Raw genomic sequence first — 16191 nt, forward strand, 5'->3', positions numbered from 1 at the left:
GTAAGAAAAAGCCGTTTGCTACTGGTAGCGAACGGCTTTTTTGTTGATGGTTATTGACTCATAAAATAATGAATCGCTGTTCTATATTTGACTGGTACCTATTCCGATAACCAGTCTGTCTGCCGCAATTGCTGCTTGGTCTCACGGCGACGTTTTTTTCGAACGATATCGATATCTTCCTTTTCGTGAATACCACCTTTTCTTAATAGTGGGTCCAGTGCTAAGTAGTTGCGCGGCTTGACTGTGCCTAGAGAATGCTGACTTGGATTATTATCAGCATCGTTTTGACATTCTAACTGCCTTTCAATTTGCTTGGCCTTTTTTAGGGTTTGTTTTAAGCTCATGTTGTTACCTATATTTCTAGTATCGTTCTATATATTCGAGTGATAGCATGGTGGTGTCACGACTAGAAAATCGAGCGCAAATTGTACACTTAGTACATTTAGCTCGATTGGCACCGTCGTGGCTCGCTATGGTTTAACTCGTTAGCCTTTAATACACATGACCTGCTTCAGCGTATGCACCACTTCGACCAAGTCAGCTTGATTGGCCATCACTTCATCAATGTCTTTATACGCTCCGGGTATTTCATCGATGACACCTTTGTCTTTGCGACACTCGACGCCATCCGTCTGCGCCTTTAGCTCATCGATGGTGAATGCTCGCATGGCTTTACCTCGACTCATCTGTCGCCCTGCCCCATGTGAACATGAGCAAAACGATTCAGCTTCGCCCAGACCACGCACAATAAAGGACTTGGCACCCATAGAACCTGGGATAATGCCAAGCTCACCTGCATAGGCACTGATCGCACCTTTACGGGTCACATAGACTTGCTCACCAAAATGCACCTCTTCATTGACATAGTTATGATGACAATTGATTGCTTCTTTGGTCAGCTGAAATCGTGGTAATCCCGCTTGTGGCGACTGCAATGACTTAATGACGAGACGCATCATCTCACGGCGGTTCTCTAACGCGTAGTCCTGCGCCCAGCCCACTGCTTCGACATAATCAGCAAAGCTATCAGACCCTTCGGCAAAGTAAGACAAATCTCGATCTGGCACATGACCGAAGCGCGATTGACGCTCTTTTTTGGCAAGGTTAATAAAGTACTGGCCGATACAATTACCGATGCCGCGACTGCCAGAATGCAGCATGACCCAGACATCATTGTTCTCATCCAAGCACAGCTCAATAAAGTGATTGCCACCGCCGAGTGTTCCCAACTGCTTCGCCCAAGTACGCTCAAAACCTTTAAGCATTTTAAGCAAACCCGGGTGTTTATCAGTAATCGGTTTTAGGCGTTTACCTAACGGATCAAGCGTGGAGTTTTTGGCTTGGATTTGTTTGTGCATATTGAAGCCGACTGGCACTTGCTGCTCAACGATCGATCGTAACGACCGTAAGCTATCAGGCAGATCGCTCGCCGTCAGGGACAAACGTACGGCGTTCATACCGCAGCCAATGTCTACCCCAACTGCAGCAGGAATGATGGCTGACTTGGTCGGTATCACGCTGCCGACTGTAGCGCCTTTGCCAACGTGCACATCGGGCATCACTGCAATGTGTGAATGCACAAACTCTAGCTGGGCTAAATTGCGTAGTTGCTGCATCGCACCTTGCTCAACGTCCGAGGTATAAATCTTGACTGGTACGCCGTGTTTTCGATTTTCGTTTAATACTAATTGAATGCTCATAATTTGTTATTTCCATTTTTTTATTTTATAGCCATGCATTTTTTATCATTACCAGTTTTTATAATTTTTAGATATTACTTATCTATCTCAATTAAACGAAACGTTTAATAAGAAATGAAATTAATAAATTATAAAATTTAGGCAATAAAATACCGTATTCTTATTAATTAAAAAATCAATAAAAATTCATGGTTGATTTATTATAGACATTTTAAAGAAAGATAATATAGATCAGAACCGTCGGCCACAGCGTAAATATTATACGCATAGAAAAGCTTTAGCTAAATCATAGCCTGAGTCGCTTTATTAGCAATAACGGTAAAGAAAAATGTTAGGTAAACAGATAACAGCAAGCGCAATATGGCTTAGCATGATCGCAGAGCAAATTTGGCACAGTAGACTTAGAAAAGAGATAGCTCAAGTAGATACAGAAGGCTATTCGTTGATATCAGTAAATAGGACATCACTCAATAGCTTATATAAAAATTTAGCCAAACCTTTTCGAAGGTGTCATTGCTGTCATGTGGTTTACACATTCAATCTTTAAAAACGTCTTGGTAGTTATATAGGACACGATGATTCCTCCATAGGTTGTGGCTAATGTCAGGACGACAATAGCAGGTTAATTGAAACGATTTATCGCTTATGAAAGATAAGCAATATAAATCAATGAGCCAATAATAACGATTTAAAAATTAAAGTCAATAATTAATTTGGCTTGTATAGAAAATAATTTAATAAACGTGTGTTCAATTAATCACTTTAATTTAAAATCTTATCAGTAGTTTTTAAGCTATAAAACTATTTATCACTTCAGCCAATAAAGCAGCAGCGATAATTATAAATATTACCCCACATCCACGATTGAGCCAAGCTAAGCGATTACCAACATCGAGCCAGCTTGCTAGCTTTTTGCCACCCAAGGTATATACGATCTGCCAAATTGTTTCACTTAAGAACAACCCTATCGTTAATAAAACATATTGCGGCCATAACGGCGCACTAAAATTGATAAATTTGGGGAAAAAAGCTGCAAAAAATAAGATGGCTTTGGGGTTAGATAGCGATACCCAAACACCTGTACGGAACAAGGTTACATTGCTTGGCGAGATTCTCACCGCTGCGCTTGAGAGCGAACGTGGCTGCGGTGTACCAGCTGTATCTTCACTGCCAGAAATAGAATATTCAGCCGCGACTTCTTCGCTCATTTCACGAGCATCACTCATCAAGCTGCCATCGCCTACATCGCGCCAAGAGCTAATACCCAGATAGATTAAATACGCCGCACCCACTGCTTTAATGACTGTCAACAACCAAGGCGACTGGCGACTGATCACATCGAGTCCAAGTAGTGTCGATAGCAGCAAAATAAACAACCCAAGGCTCAGTCCTGCCAGCGTCCACAATGTGCGCTTTACGCCATAGTTCATGCCATACTGAAATGCCAGTAGCATGTTTGGACCTGGGGTCGCTGAAATAAAAAACGTACTTGCAAAGAATACTGCAAACAGATGCCAAGACATCGACCAACCCCTACTTTATTATTTATAAAAATTTATCGTAATAATGCCAAACTGCTAAAAAATAAACACCGCCATAACGACGGTGTCTCTTCTGCTAACTCGTCACTTGCTGATTTAATCCATCAATTGATCGTACAGCTGTCTAATAACTTCTGTAAAAAACCATCACAGCGCTCAATTTCACTCAGCTCGACATATTCATCAGCTTTATGCGCCTGCTCAATACTACCGGGACCGCAGATAATCGTTGGGATGCCAGCATTGGTAAATTGCCCGCCCTCAGTTGCATAAGCCACTTTATGACGCTCGTTATCTCCAGTCAGTGCGGCTATTAACGATTGCAATTCAGCACTGTCGTTATCAGTCATTGCCGGTACGCTTTCTTCTTGCATCAGCTCAATGCCGGTATCGGCAGCACGTGCTTGCATCTGGGCATTTAATTCTGCCACTTTCGCTTGAATCGGTGCAAGAATATCCTCTTGTGTCATATGCGGCAGATTACGATAGTCAAAGGTAAACTCGCACAAATTAGGCACAATATTGGTCGCGGTACCACCTCGAATCGTGCCTACAGACAATGTGGAATAAGGCACATCGAACAGCGCATCATTATCACTGCGATGACTAATCTCTTCTGCCAACTCATCAACATAACCAATCAAACGACTGGCATAGCTGATAGCATTGACACCTTGGGCGGTCAATGACGAATGCGCAGACTTACCATGGACGCGGCAACGATAAACGGCAATGCCTTTATGTGCCACAACCATCGTCATATTGGTTGGCTCACCGACGATACAATAATCAGGTGTGATACCACGCGCTTTCAAATCTGCCAGTATCAATGGCGCACCCAAACAGCCCACTTCTTCATCGAATGACAATGCTAAATGCAGTGGACGACGTAACTGACCGCTATTTGATAACTGCACAGCGCGTGGTAATAATGTCAATGCACAAGCGATAAAGCCTTTCATATCACACGCACCGCGTCCATATAGCTTATCGCCACGTATCGTCGCAGTGAATGGATCTGACGTCCAATCTTGACCATCAACTGGTACTACGTCAGTATGACCAGACAGCACCAGACCGTGATTGACTTCGTCAGCGTTTGCCCCTGCTGGCACAGTAACGAATAGATTGGCTTTGTTTTTGGCTTCATTAAAAGTCAAATCTACTATCAAACCTAATTGTTCACAGTACGCTTGCACATCTTCAATCAATGCTAAATTTGAATGGCGACTGACCGTATCAAAAGCAATCAAACGCGTTAGCCAATCGATACTATGCGCAGGGTAAGACGTATTTTTGAGCTGATTATTATTGTTCGAAGTCATGAAATATCCTTATCACGATATAATACCGATTTTAGAAATACGGTTAGCGATGTTAAATTTTCCAAGCCTACTAGATGTAGTACTCGCACTCATTTTTCGCTACTGTAATTTCTGGAATGGTAAAAATAGAAAGCGTTAGCATCTTTGAAATGCGCGCTGTTGCAGCGCCTTTACTTCTGCATCTAAGCCTGCAATCGGACCTTGTACTGGTATGTTCGGAGCCACTTCTTGAATACTTAATGAATTGATCGGTGATGAGGATTTTACGCCCATCTCCTGCATCCATTCATCCAACTGTTTTGATGAGCTGACATAAACGATACGACCAAGCCCTGCCCACGCATGCGCGGCCGAACACATGGCACAATGCTCGCCTGAGGTATAAACCACAGCGTTAGCGCGCGCCTCCGCTGTCATATTTGCTGCTGCCCATTTAGCAACGGCAATCTCAGGATGATAAGTAGCATCGACAGAATTGGCTCGGTTACGATCTTCATGCAGCACATGACCGTCGCCGTCGACCAATACGCTACCAAATGGCTCATCGCCCGCCTCTAAAGCTTCAGTAGCAAGCTCTACGCAGCGGCGCAAATACATCATATCATTATCGGTAATCATCATAATCTCCCTTCTATTACCTAAGCGCCATTAATGACTCTTAAAATCTCTCATATCTTTTTAGAAAATACTCGGGCGTGTTCTCATTTTAAAAATGGTGATAAAAATGAGATAAATGATAGCCGAATCAGAAAAATAGCGCAGATAATATCGGGACATTAACCAGCTATTTGACGTAGTTTTGCAAGATTTAACTATTTTTAGCCCATTTAGTCGCTTTCTCGTAGATTGAGGACACGCCCTAGCATGGATAATAAGTTGGCTTTTATGACAGATTGCTTCTTACGATAGCGTCTTTATTATGAAGGACGGTTTTGATTCATCGCATCAACGACTGGCGGCATTGGCTTTGGTAACCTGCCTTCTGCCTGCAGCTCTTTGGTGGTTTTGGCATCGATAGCCAGTCCAGCAATTAGAGCGATATCTTTGACAGGTTTACGCGTTCGGGTGGCAAAGCTCACTGGCACCATGCGCGCAAACTCATAAATATGCAGATAAGACTCTTCGCCACCTTCAAAGTTTTCATCATCTTCTAAGCGAATACCACCGATTTTAGCCAAATCAGACAACATCTCATTTTCGTCACCACTTAGACCACAGTCGGTAATCCCAAAACCCGTCATAAAACCATTTGCCCACTGTTTCAATGCCATCACGCGCTCGTACAAATCATGTTCATCATCTGGTACTAATGGCGTGTAAGAATAAGCATCGTCTTTGTCTTTAAGCTGAAAAACAGTGTCTTCCGCTTCTTCTGTTAACAGTGTCAATGCCTCATCAGGTAAAGGCGCAAAACTGAGCTCCTCAAATACCTTAGCCCATACTTGCTCATCAGGCGCATTACAGGCAGTCATAAGCCCTGTCATCAAGCCATGCACTTCGCTGATAGATACGTCAGTCCAGTCATCAAAAGCAGTCAGCCATGTATTCCAGCCAGAGATATTGTCATTCATAATAAAGATCCTAGTAATTGATTATTGCTCAAAAAATAAAAATAGACGAATAAAATAGGTGTGAGACATCGCTTGATATTATCAATCAAACCATGGCTAATAAAAATAAACAAACAACGTCTAATATAGGTAATTACTTTGTTGATATAGATATTATGCGGTCACCTATGGCATTATTAAACGCAGAGAACAAAATTCATTCACGCTTACTTGTTAAGGATAAAAACTGACTATGTATGATCAACTTAGAATATTAGAAAAAATGATACTCGACATAAAAAAACAGTATCAGCTTGTCAGTGCTGAACTTAGCAGCCTCAAACAGCATCCTGTTAGCGACCCTCAAGAGCTTGCAGCATTAACGACCAAGCTCAACACTAGTCATAGCGAACGCGACGGTGCCAAAAAACAATTGAACGATCTCGACAAGCGCTACCAAAGCTTGGCTGAAGCGCATCATATGATAGGCGAAGAGCAAGATAAATTGCAAAAACAGGTCAGCCAATTGCAACAACAAAACAGCCAGTTACAGCAACAAAATAATGAATTAAAGCAGCAATATAGCGATATTAAACAGCAAAACAGTGAGCTGCAGAAAAAGAATCAATTGGCAGCTGAGCGTACACAAGTTGTATTAAAACGCTTAACTCACATCGATCAAGTAGAAGGCTGATCAGGGATAGCAATAAACGATGACCGATCACCACTACTTGCTAATGAAACCGACAAAATCAAAACGGTAATATTTTATATTACTCATTTTACTGACCAGACATTGTAGGATTTATCATGACCGATGACCACAAAAACTCTATAGAAAAAAAGCCACAAAATGGCCAACAGCAGAATATTTCTTCTAAACCACAACCAGTCGCTGCAACTGGTTCAAATACGTCGAGTGCTACTGTGAAAACCACTATCCCTGAACCACAAATCAAAAAGGTTGATATTGCAATTGCGGGTGTCACTTATCCTATATATTGCCCAGTACACGAACAAGAAGAGCTGCTCTCAGCTGTCTCGTATATCAATAACCATGCGCTAGATCTCAAACGAGATGCGCCAAGCCTCAGTCAAGAAAGTATCTTAGTACTGTGCTGCTTGAATTTGTATGAAAAAATACACACCAATCAAAGAAGCGATGAAGATCGACTACAGCAAGACAAACAATCTGAAGCGCTATTAAATAAAATTATGAAAGACGCACAGTCTGTTTTATAAGCGCATATTAAGCGACGAAACAATAAGCGCTTCGCTCTGATGAGCCAAGCGCTTTTTTATGCCTAAGTCATAATATAATTATTTATACATTAGAGTTATAAACTTTACCTGCATGAAAGTCTGCTTGATGCTCATAATTGCAAAAAAACAATGCTTGGTTTTCGCCAATAGCACTCTCACTATTTGCAGCCAAGTTGGGCTTGGTTTCAAGGACGCCGCGGTATTCAGCTAAGCTGTTGCCACAAAAATTGCACTGACGCGGTGTAATCACATCCCCTTTTTTTGGCATCATGCTTTTGGGCGCACGCGGGTACATAAATTTATAAAACCCCCACATTACTATCCAAATAACGATGATGATAATGATAACAGCAAACACGGCAGTGCTCCTTTGAATATGAGTAAGCGCTATGAATGATAGAAGACGCTTGGCGGATTATTCAATACGTCTGAACAGTATAACTTAACCAGCAATACTGACGATAGTGCTATGCTTTAGCGAGTTAATTGTCCATCCATTTATCAATAAATGCCATGATACGTTGTAAAAAACTGGCCATAGCGGGCCAGTTTTTGTATTAAATAGAAAACAATAAAGTGAGCGATCTATATTAGTGAAACTATAGCTGCAACTCACTGATATCAGCGACGGTTAAAAACAATGCGCGTACTTGCTTAAGCAGCGCTAAGCGGTTGTTTTTAAGGGCAGCGTCTTCACTGTTGACCATCACATTATCAAAGAATTGCGTCAACGGCTCATCTAAGCTGGCAAGCGTTTGCAATACTTGTGTGTAATCAGCTTGTTCTAGCAGCGGTTTAACCGCCGTCTGCGCTTGCAGCACACTTGCATATAAGCTTTGCTCCGCAGGCTCAGACAATAGCGCTTCATCGACAGTATCAGCGACACTCACTTCTGATTTGGCCAATATATTGGCGACACGCTTGTTTGAATCAGCAAGCATTGAAGCTTGTGACAATTCGCTAAAGGCTTGTACCGCGCGAATACGCTGATCAAAATCGAGCGGCATATGCGGGTTAATCGCTTGCACTGCCTGAATGGTATCGACGCTCACTCCCTGCTCGGTATACATCGCCCGATAGCGCGAGTTTAAGAATGCCATGACCTGAGTAAACGTATCGCCCATTTTTTCAATCTTGCTGCCTTCAGCGTCACTATAGCCTTTGACCGCTTGTTCAACGAGCGCTACCAAATTAATTGGCAATTGCTTTTCGATCAAAATACGCAAGATACCGATGGCTGAACGACGTAGACTGAACGGATCTTTTGAACCCGTCGGTGCTTGGTCAATGGCAAAAATACCAACAAGCGTATCTAAACGGTCGGCTAATGCTAAGCAAATGCCAATTGGCGTCTGTGGTAATACGTCGCCACTGAACTTGGGCAAATATTGCTCTTCTAAACTTGCCGCGACTGCTTCAGGCTCATTATTCAAACGCGCATAGTAAGTGCCTGCAATACCTTGTAATTCAGGATATTCACCTACGAGCGAGCTTGCCAAATCGGCTTTGGACAAAATACCCGCACGCACCGTTTCATCGATATCAATCTGCTGACCTTGCTGTTGCATCAAGGCGGCAATAAAGGCGGCAAGCTTGGCAATACGCTCAGATTTTTCCCAAATCGTACCCAGCTTGTCTTGGAAGACACGAGTTTTGAGGCTTTCTGTCAACGCAAATAATGGCTGCTTCTGGTCTTGTAAGAAGAAAAACTCGGCATCAGCCAAACGTGGACGCACGACTTTCTCATTACCTTCGATAATTTGATTGGGATCTTTTGACTCAATGTTGGTGATGAAAATAAAGTACGGCTGTAATTTGCCCGCTTTATCGGTTAAGCAAAAATACTTCTGATCGGCTTGCATGGTAGAGATAAGCGCTTCTTGTGGCACTTGTAAAAAGCGCGGTTCAAAACTTGCACGTAAAGCAATAGGGAAATCAACCAATGCGGTTACTTCATCCAACAAATCTTGCGGCACGATAGCATCTGAATTAACTTCATCAGCCAAGGCTTTGACTTGGTTTTTAATCAGCATTTGACGCTTATCAAAATCAGCAACCACTTTTAAACCACCTAGTAACTCTTCGTAGTCATTGGCATGCGCAATCTCATGATAATTAGGACTATGGAAGCGATGACCACGAGTTTGCGTGCCTGTCTGATGCCCCTGAATGATCGCATCAATGACGGTGCTATCTTGCATCAATACCGCCCACTGTACTGGACGCACAAATTCATTGCGGCTGGCACCTGAACGCATACGCTTAGCAATCGGTAGATTGTCTAGTGCAGTCTGGAAAATGGCAGCTAACAGTTCAGTAGTTGCTTGACCATGAATGACTTGCTCATAACCGACATAATCACCTTTGTCGGTGTTAATCGTTATCAACTCGCTGGCTTCAATACCTAAACCCTTGGCAAAACCCATCGCTGCACGTGTTGGATTACCTTCCGCATCAAACGCGGCTTTAATCGCAGGGCCGCGTTTTTGCTCGCTACGATCCGGCTGCTTATCGCTAATGCCCTGAATTTGAAGTGCCAAACGACGCGGCGCAGCAAAAGCTTTAATGCTATCAAAGGTAATATCAGCTTCAGTTAACTGCGCTATCACACTTGCTTGTAGCGCATCACGTAGTGGCTTTAGGCTTTTTGGAGGTAGCTCTTCACACCCCAGTTCAAATAGAATGGTACTCATGGGATGCTCCTATTTATTGTTATTAGTAGATTGATTGTTATCAATAGCTTGATTGATTTCTGTATTCTCAGCGGCTTCTTCTTTTGGCAAATACTTATCGAGCGCCGCTTGACGATGTACCTCATCTGCCAATGGAAAGCCTAACTTAGCGCGTGCTTCGACGTAACCAATGGCAACCTTACGGGCAAGCGTACGCACACGTAGGATAAAACGCTGACGTTCGGTCACTGAAATCGCACCACGAGCATCGAGTAAATTAAAAGCATGTGAGGCTTTTAGTACCATCTCATAGGCAGGTAATGGCAAACCTTCGGCAACCAACTTATCTGCTTGCTGCTCATAAAAGTCAAACATCTGACCCATCATCGGCACATCTGCGTGCTCAAAGTTATAGGTCGATTGCTCAACTTCGTTTTGATGGAAAACATCGCCATAAGTGACGCGACCAAACTCACCATCTGCCCAGACCAAATCATAAACGCTATCGACGCCTTGTACATACATCGCCAAGCGCTCAAGACCGTAGGTAATCTCGCCGGTCACTGGGAAGCACTCAAGACCGCCTACTTGCTGGAAGTACGTAAATTGCGTCACTTCCATACCGTTGAGCCAAATCTCCCAGCCTAGTCCCCACGCACCCAGCGTTGGCGACTCCCAGTTATCTTCAACAAAACGCACATCGTGCACCAATGGATCAATACCAATGGCTCTTAGCGAGTCCAAATACAGCTCTTGGATATTGGGTGGATTTGGCTTTAGCACCACTTGAAACTGATAGTAATGCTGCAAGCGGTTGGGGTTGTCACCGTAGCGACCATCGGTTGGACGACGCGATGGCTGCACATAGGCAGCATTCCAACGCTCAGGACCTAACGAGCGTAAAAATGTCGCGGTGTGAAAAGTACCCGCGCCGACTTCCATATCATAAGGCTGCAAGATAACGCAGCCCTTATCTGCCCAATAATTCTGTAGGGTTAGGATTAAATCCTGAAACGTCATCGGTTGAGGGTCTGTATTTTCTATCATCGGAGTTGTCGCTTGGGATGTCATAGTTTGGGTTTTCATAGTAAAGCCACTGTGGAATGGATATTTATAAATAAAGTTTTGATAGCACTCGTATAGCCTATTCGGCAACGACTCTATTTGCCTGCTCACCTTACTAAAAATTGACCGTTTTATCTATATTTACATCAATTAAATTTATGCTGCAGACCTAAACGAGTCGTTATAAGGCTCATTTATAATCAAACTGCTGCAATATAGGAGGCACAAAAGTAGCAGATAAAAAAATACCCAAATGCGCGAGCATCTGGGCAGGAGGAAAGGTATGTCTTTGGTATCCTGATGAGTCAGGCTTTTTGTTTTTTAGTTGGACTGCTATTCTCTTTTTTTGGTAAAAATCTATCTGAGCTAATCTCGATAGTGATGCTATCAAAACGATAATATTAAAATAGTACTGCTATTAAGCTATTAAAAAGATACGAGCAAATATAAAAAAATCTTATTGGTAAGACGCACTAGTCGCTTTTGGCATGATTATCCATAAAATTATATAAATTAAGATGCCAGGTACTGCTGCACTCAAGGATGAGATAATCACGAATAATACTCTCACCCAAGTCGGTGACCAGCCAACGTATTCGGCAATGCCGCCCATCACACCTGCTATCATGCGATTGTTCTGTGAGCGATGTAGTTTTGCTAGTTTAGCCAAATCAAATACCTCTCTATTGTTTCTATTGTTATTTGAAATTCTGCTTTTTTTCTTCTGTTTTTATGCTTTTTTCCGATTGTAGTTAGGAAGCTGCTTAGCCTTCTTAACTTATGGATAAGTATAGCAACTATTTAATATTTATCTGTTGAACGTATAGACGTACTTTGTGAGTTTATGCTAACCAAGCTTGCCCTAATCTGTCATAAAACCTCATAAACTGCTGATTTTAAATAGTTATTTCAAAATGTTTCAAGATTAGCTTTATTGCTGCCATATTACACATGTTGTTACAAATCCAATATTTAGCCATTTTCAGCACATAGATATTGTGTAGATGGACCTTCAGAAATGGTGAGATACTCAAACACTTACAGTTAAATTAATAACTTGGTCATATTTTTATCAGAAAAAAGTCGTATAAAAAAACACCCCTTTACAATAACCTACCTGTAAATCGCCTTAAACCTTTATAACATGCTGGTAAATAACAGATATTCCAGCAGTCTATCTATAAAATTAGTGCGATGAAGCATGACTAAAAATTAAGGAAAGCTATGTACGAGTCAGGATTGATGATTGGACATTTTGAGCCACTACATTTAGGTCAAATGCGCAGTATATTGGCTGCGGCAGGACAAGTGAAAACCTTGCATATTATCATTATGGCGCATCCAGCACCGCATCCAGACTTTGAGATTACTTTGCAAGATAAAGCACGTTGGCTACAGATGGCGTGTGCTGATTTGCCATTTATCCAGATTCATACCACTCATGAGATTGAGCTGCCGCTACATGATAGCTTCTTCGATGTGACAATCGACATTCCCGCCAGCAATGCCAAACTACAACGTTTGACGAGAGCGCTCGACTTACCAGCAGATACAGCCTTGTTTGTCGCAGAAAACCACCCATTGGCGCAGAGTGATGTCTATGAACGATTATCGATGCCAGTCATCACGACCCCGCTACAGCCTGAGTTTGATTCTTATGCCATCGCTCGTAATCCAGTCGCGCATTGGTCAGCTATTCACCCGCAAGCGCGCGGCAACTATACCAAAACGGTGGCGATTGTTGGCGGCGAAAGTTCGGGTAAGACCACATTGGTGCATAAACTGGCCAATTATTATGGCGCCAGCTTTGCTTTAGAGATGGGACGCTTATATGTCGGTACAGATTTGGGCGGTAGTGAAGTCGGTCTACAATATAATGACTATGGTCCGATTGCCCTTCAGCATGCTCAAGCTATAAGAGATGCGGCGGCTAATGCGACCGCTCCTGTCACCATCGTTGATACCGATTTTGTGACCACTCAAGCATTTTGTGAAGAATATGAAGGTCGCAGCCATCCTTTTGTGGCGGCTTGTATCGATGAGTTTCGCTTAGATCATACCATTATGCTGGATAACAATACGCCGTGGATTGATGATGGTATGCGCTCATTGGGCACGCCTGAGGCGCGTGGACGCTTTGAGCGACGTCTTGTCGATATTTTTGCTCGTCATGATATCAAACCACATATGGTTGATCAGCCAGATTACGATGCGCGCTATCAGCAAGCGCTGCTGCTTATCGATCAGTATGTTTATAACAGATAGAGGAGATGGTAAAAATAGCGATGGCAAGAATAGCGATAATACAAAAATAATAGGATACTAAAAAATAAAATAAGAACTCATTGTAGTTTTAATACTTTAAGGAAAAAGGCTTTATGCGTATTCAGCTATTAGATAATATTACTGGAAAGTGGGCGATGCAATGGATTGTCACTTGGTTCATTTGCGGGGTGATAGCCTTATCCGCAGGTTTTTGGCTCACAACAGAACACACCACGCTTGATATGTTTTATTTGGGCGTGTCTTTCGTTGGTTTGGTCTGTGTGGTTTCGCTATCATTTCGCAAAAACGTCATGGGCAACGGGCTGGGAATGGCAGCGACTGCGGGAGAAGTCGTCGTGCAGGCGACGTCTGGTGCAGTCGGTTTGATGCTCGCGCCGCTCTTTAACTTTTTCACCCATGTCTACGGTATTTTTTATTGGTCAAAACATACCGATCCTGATGGCGACATGATACCAAAGGCGGCGAGCAAAGCGGTTTGGTTGATTACCGCCGCCTTTATTATTATTGGTCTCGCACTTTTCCCCACGGTAAATAATTTACTAGCCAGCTATGGCTATGCAGTGGTTGAAGATGATAATAGTAAATTCCTAGGATTTATTTCCTTCTTTTGGATCAACGTCATTGCTTTTGTCCTCTCCATTACTGCACAAGCCGCGATGATTTTGCGCTATTCATTTAACTGGTGGTTATGGATTATCGTTAACTTTGTCTGGCTCATCGTCAATCTAATGTCAGGCAATTACATTTTTGCCATTCAAACTATGATATATCAAATAAACGCCTTTATTGGTTTGTATGAATGGCAGCGCAGTGAACAAGGTTAACGCTTATCTTGTATGGTCATAAGTGGTGATATCTTAAAAGAATAAAACCAAAGAGCTCGCAGATATTGGCAAACATGTTGATAACGTTATAGGTTTTGACTGTGGCGTCTATCAGATAATGTGGTGGACTGGCTCAATTAGTGCTACAACTGACAGGAGAGATTTTTCAATTCATCTACTAACATGGAGGTTAGTATGTCTCGTACCCAGCAAAAGCGCCTGTCTAAACGCACACTTGAGCAATGGCTTAGTGAGTATTCTGTCAGTCATCAAAACCTAGTCAATAAGAAGATCCATTGGCTATGCGTTCCCACGATATTTGTCAGCCTGTTAGGCATGGGCATGTCGCTATCAGTCTGGTTTACCTTGGTACTTAGCGCGTTGGTATTGTTATTTTATATGCGTCTATCCACGCCGTTATTCTTGGCGATGGGGATGTTTATTCTTATTTGTTTGTCAGTAATGGCATTATTACCATGGGGCTTTAAGGTTTGGGCAGCTGTTTTTGTGGTTGCTTGGATTGGACAGTTCATCGGTCATAAAATTGAAGGCAAAAAACCCTCGTTTTTTGAAGACTTACAATTCTTATTAATTGGTCCAGCATGGGTAGCTAATAGCTTGATGGGTCGTAAAAAAAGCAAAGCCTAACTATTTATCCTTGATAGTATCTTTAAGCTTAGTATCTTTAAGCTCAGTACCGTTAGAATTAGTACCTAAAAAACCACTATCTAAAACTGATATCTTGACTCAAAAAAGCACCGCTCAACAATCCGTTAAGTGGTGCTTTGTATATTACGCTATCAAAGAACAAGTTATAAAAAATAAGCTCTCAAAAAAAATTATTGACTGTAATTAATTACTCTAACTTTCAGAACAATAATACTGTAAATATAGCGTCAAATAGCCACAGCAGAACCGTTTACTTCAAAATCGAACCATTCATTTTAGAATAGAGCCAACAGCATAAATTCAGCCTATTCGCCCGATAGTTAATACGTGACAAGCCTCTACGTAACGTACTGTAGAAGTTCTTCATTACGCGCCATCACCGATAGATACAGCACTGCTGTCCCGTCCTAAACGTTGAGTTGGGTTTTTCTGATCGACATTGATTTAATCGAAAAAGGGTATGAGCTCGCCGTTCGCCTTAAGAGCTGCAAGATTCCAGCGACCAAACAAAACGGCTGGCGCTGACTCGTTATTCGCTCTGTGCCAGTCCCGGTTATCTGAGCAGGATGGGATTACTTGAGACGCTAGCAGATTTGAGAAATCATGAGTTTTTACAATATGGTCTGGGCAAAAGAAGCAACCTATAGCTGACCGACGCAGAAGGCACAACCACACGACTCATGCCAAAATTAATGCCACTAATGGTGCGTTTTTGGTAGATATGGTCGTCAAAGGTCAGGGCATTACCTTTATACAAGGTCGATACCTGAATACAGTGTCGATATTTGATCACGCAAATAATATCACATGTCTATCACGTTGAATTATCGCTTATAGCCTACCGAATCCAGCAATCTTAGTTACTTATGCGCCTTACTCAGTGATAGCAGAAATGACACCAATCAATTTTTTGGTCTTATATCTTGCTTCTGCTAGTGCCATCTTATTCTGCGCTACCACGGTCAATACACAAGGTTTAACAATATAGTCAGTTTTGACAAATAGCATATTCCCAGCAGTGGCTTCGACGATAGTGATGTCGCACTTGCCCTGCTTCATTTGACTCGCGGATGAATCGCTCAGCGCTGATAGCGTGCTACTCATCGCCGCAAACTTGTCCGTTTGATTGCTCAATTCACTGATCGAAAAGCAACTAATGGGAAAGCCATCTGTGGTGCATAAGCTAACCAATATGACTTCTCTATTGGCGTCACACAATGCTTTCATATGGCTTAATAACGCTATTTTTGCTGGTGATTTTTCGTCTAATTTTTCTTTTAACATAGTCATATCTGG

The 16191-nt window shown here is 42.3% G+C and carries 16 protein-coding genes; 5 read left to right on the forward strand and 11 right to left on the reverse strand.

Features of this window, described 5'->3' with window-relative positions:
* Positions 1 to 98 precede the first annotated feature (98 nt).
* The 6 genes from JMW64_RS11125 to JMW64_RS11150 all read right to left on the reverse strand — a co-directional run bounded on the left by JMW64_RS11125 (position 99) and on the right by JMW64_RS11150 (position 6137).
* Positions 99 to 344: a hypothetical protein gene (locus tag JMW64_RS11125; RefSeq protein ID WP_201555156.1), complete on the reverse strand. Its 246-nt coding sequence runs from the start codon at positions 342 to 344 to the stop codon at positions 99 to 101.
* 141 nt (positions 345 to 485) lie between these two features.
* Entirely contained in the window at positions 486 to 1700 is a 1215-nt protein-coding gene (locus JMW64_RS11130) for an RtcB family protein (RefSeq protein WP_201554721.1), read from the reverse strand.
* A gap of 788 nt (positions 1701 to 2488) precedes the next feature.
* Positions 2489 to 3223 carry a LysE family translocator gene (locus tag JMW64_RS11135; RefSeq protein WP_201554722.1) on the reverse strand — a complete coding sequence of 245 codons (735 nt, stop codon included), beginning with the start codon at positions 3221 to 3223 and terminating at the stop codon, positions 2489 to 2491.
* Positions 3224 to 3345: 122 nt separating this feature from the next.
* A complete protein-coding gene (argE, locus tag JMW64_RS11140; RefSeq protein WP_201554723.1) occupies positions 3346 to 4566 on the reverse strand; it encodes an acetylornithine deacetylase in 1221 nt (406 codons plus the stop codon).
* Positions 4567 to 4701: 135 nt separating this feature from the next.
* Complete coding sequence (locus tag JMW64_RS11145) at positions 4702 to 5187, reverse strand: nucleoside deaminase (RefSeq protein ID WP_228139025.1); 486 nt, start codon at positions 5185 to 5187, stop codon at positions 4702 to 4704.
* 296 nt (positions 5188 to 5483) lie between these two features.
* Positions 5484 to 6137 (reverse strand): UPF0149 family protein, encoded by a 654-nt coding sequence (locus JMW64_RS11150; RefSeq protein WP_201554725.1) that lies wholly within the window; start codon positions 6135 to 6137, stop codon positions 5484 to 5486.
* Between the two features lie 232 nt (positions 6138 to 6369).
* Here JMW64_RS11150 and JMW64_RS11155 point away from each other — a divergent pair, with 232 nt between their 5' ends.
* Positions 6370 to 6810, forward strand: coding sequence for a hypothetical protein (locus tag JMW64_RS11155; protein ID WP_055124734.1), 441 nt, complete (start codon positions 6370 to 6372; stop codon positions 6808 to 6810).
* Positions 6811 to 6926: 116 nt separating this feature from the next.
* A complete protein-coding gene (locus JMW64_RS11160) occupies positions 6927 to 7358 on the forward strand; it encodes a cell division protein ZapA (RefSeq protein ID WP_055124735.1) in 432 nt (143 codons plus the stop codon).
* 82 nt (positions 7359 to 7440) lie between these two features.
* Here JMW64_RS11160 and JMW64_RS11165 read toward each other — a convergent pair whose 3' ends face one another.
* From JMW64_RS11165 to JMW64_RS11180, 4 genes are all read right to left on the reverse strand, one after another.
* A complete protein-coding gene (locus tag JMW64_RS11165; protein ID WP_227676006.1) occupies positions 7441 to 7737 on the reverse strand; it encodes a hypothetical protein in 297 nt (98 codons plus the stop codon).
* 241 nt (positions 7738 to 7978) lie between these two features.
* Positions 7979 to 10072, reverse strand: coding sequence for a glycine--tRNA ligase subunit beta (glyS, locus tag JMW64_RS11170; protein ID WP_201554727.1), 2094 nt, complete (start codon positions 10070 to 10072; stop codon positions 7979 to 7981).
* Between the two features lie 9 nt (positions 10073 to 10081).
* A complete protein-coding gene (glyQ, locus tag JMW64_RS11175) occupies positions 10082 to 11071 on the reverse strand; it encodes a glycine--tRNA ligase subunit alpha (RefSeq protein WP_201555134.1) in 990 nt (329 codons plus the stop codon).
* 502 nt (positions 11072 to 11573) lie between these two features.
* Entirely contained in the window at positions 11574 to 11786 is a 213-nt protein-coding gene (locus JMW64_RS11180; protein ID WP_045454060.1) for a PspC domain-containing protein, read from the reverse strand.
* Positions 11787 to 12340: 554 nt separating this feature from the next.
* On the opposite strand from JMW64_RS11180, the gene nadR reads away from it, so the two are divergent.
* From nadR to JMW64_RS11195, 3 genes are all read left to right on the forward strand, one after another.
* Entirely contained in the window at positions 12341 to 13381 is a 1041-nt protein-coding gene (gene nadR, locus JMW64_RS11185; RefSeq protein ID WP_201554729.1) for a multifunctional transcriptional regulator/nicotinamide-nucleotide adenylyltransferase/ribosylnicotinamide kinase NadR, read from the forward strand.
* A 113-nt stretch (positions 13382 to 13494) separates the two neighbouring features.
* Positions 13495 to 14226 carry a nicotinamide riboside transporter PnuC gene (gene pnuC, locus JMW64_RS11190; protein WP_060491784.1) on the forward strand — a complete coding sequence of 244 codons (732 nt, stop codon included), beginning with the start codon at positions 13495 to 13497 and terminating at the stop codon, positions 14224 to 14226.
* 195 nt (positions 14227 to 14421) lie between these two features.
* Entirely contained in the window at positions 14422 to 14874 is a 453-nt protein-coding gene (locus JMW64_RS11195; RefSeq protein ID WP_201554731.1) for an Mpo1 family 2-hydroxy fatty acid dioxygenase, read from the forward strand.
* A gap of 894 nt (positions 14875 to 15768) precedes the next feature.
* On the opposite strand, the gene JMW64_RS11200 is transcribed toward JMW64_RS11195, so the two are convergent.
* Entirely contained in the window at positions 15769 to 16185 is a 417-nt protein-coding gene (locus tag JMW64_RS11200) for a roadblock/LC7 domain-containing protein (RefSeq protein ID WP_201554733.1), read from the reverse strand.
* Positions 16186 to 16191 lie beyond the last annotated feature (6 nt).

The organism is Psychrobacter immobilis (assembly GCF_904846065.1).
In the GTDB taxonomy this organism is placed as follows: Bacteria; Pseudomonadota; Gammaproteobacteria; order Pseudomonadales; family Moraxellaceae; genus Psychrobacter; species Psychrobacter immobilis_H.

Bases quoted from the DNA above. Each gene is read 5' to 3' on its own strand.
- JMW64_RS11200 (WP_201554733.1), bottom strand. From the start codon at position 16,185: ATGACTATGTTAAAAGAAAAATTAGACGAAAAATCACCAGCAAAAATA.
- JMW64_RS11155 (WP_055124734.1), top strand. From the start codon at position 6,370: ATGTATGATCAACTTAGAATATTAGAAAAAATGATACTCGACATAAAA.
- pnuC (WP_060491784.1), top strand. From the start codon at position 13,495: ATGCGTATTCAGCTATTAGATAATATTACTGGAAAGTGGGCGATGCAA.
- argE (WP_201554723.1), bottom strand. From the start codon at position 4,566: ATGACTTCGAACAATAATAATCAGCTCAAAAATACGTCTTACCCTGCG.
- JMW64_RS11130 (WP_201554721.1), bottom strand. From the start codon at position 1,700: ATGAGCATTCAATTAGTATTAAACGAAAATCGAAAACACGGCGTACCA.
- nadR (WP_201554729.1), top strand. From the start codon at position 12,341: ATGTACGAGTCAGGATTGATGATTGGACATTTTGAGCCACTACATTTA.
- glyS (WP_201554727.1), bottom strand. From the start codon at position 10,072: ATGAGTACCATTCTATTTGAACTGGGGTGTGAAGAGCTACCTCCAAAA.
- JMW64_RS11160 (WP_055124735.1), top strand. From the start codon at position 6,927: ATGACCGATGACCACAAAAACTCTATAGAAAAAAAGCCACAAAATGGC.
- JMW64_RS11135 (WP_201554722.1), bottom strand. From the start codon at position 3,223: ATGTCTTGGCATCTGTTTGCAGTATTCTTTGCAAGTACGTTTTTTATT.
- glyQ (WP_201555134.1), bottom strand. From the start codon at position 11,071: ATGACGTTTCAGGATTTAATCCTAACCCTACAGAATTATTGGGCAGAT.
- JMW64_RS11195 (WP_201554731.1), top strand. From the start codon at position 14,422: ATGTCTCGTACCCAGCAAAAGCGCCTGTCTAAACGCACACTTGAGCAA.
- JMW64_RS11145 (WP_228139025.1), bottom strand. From the start codon at position 5,187: ATGATGATTACCGATAATGATATGATGTATTTGCGCCGCTGCGTAGAG.
- JMW64_RS11150 (WP_201554725.1), bottom strand. From the start codon at position 6,137: ATGAATGACAATATCTCTGGCTGGAATACATGGCTGACTGCTTTTGAT.
- JMW64_RS11125 (WP_201555156.1), bottom strand. From the start codon at position 344: ATGAGCTTAAAACAAACCCTAAAAAAGGCCAAGCAAATTGAAAGGCAG.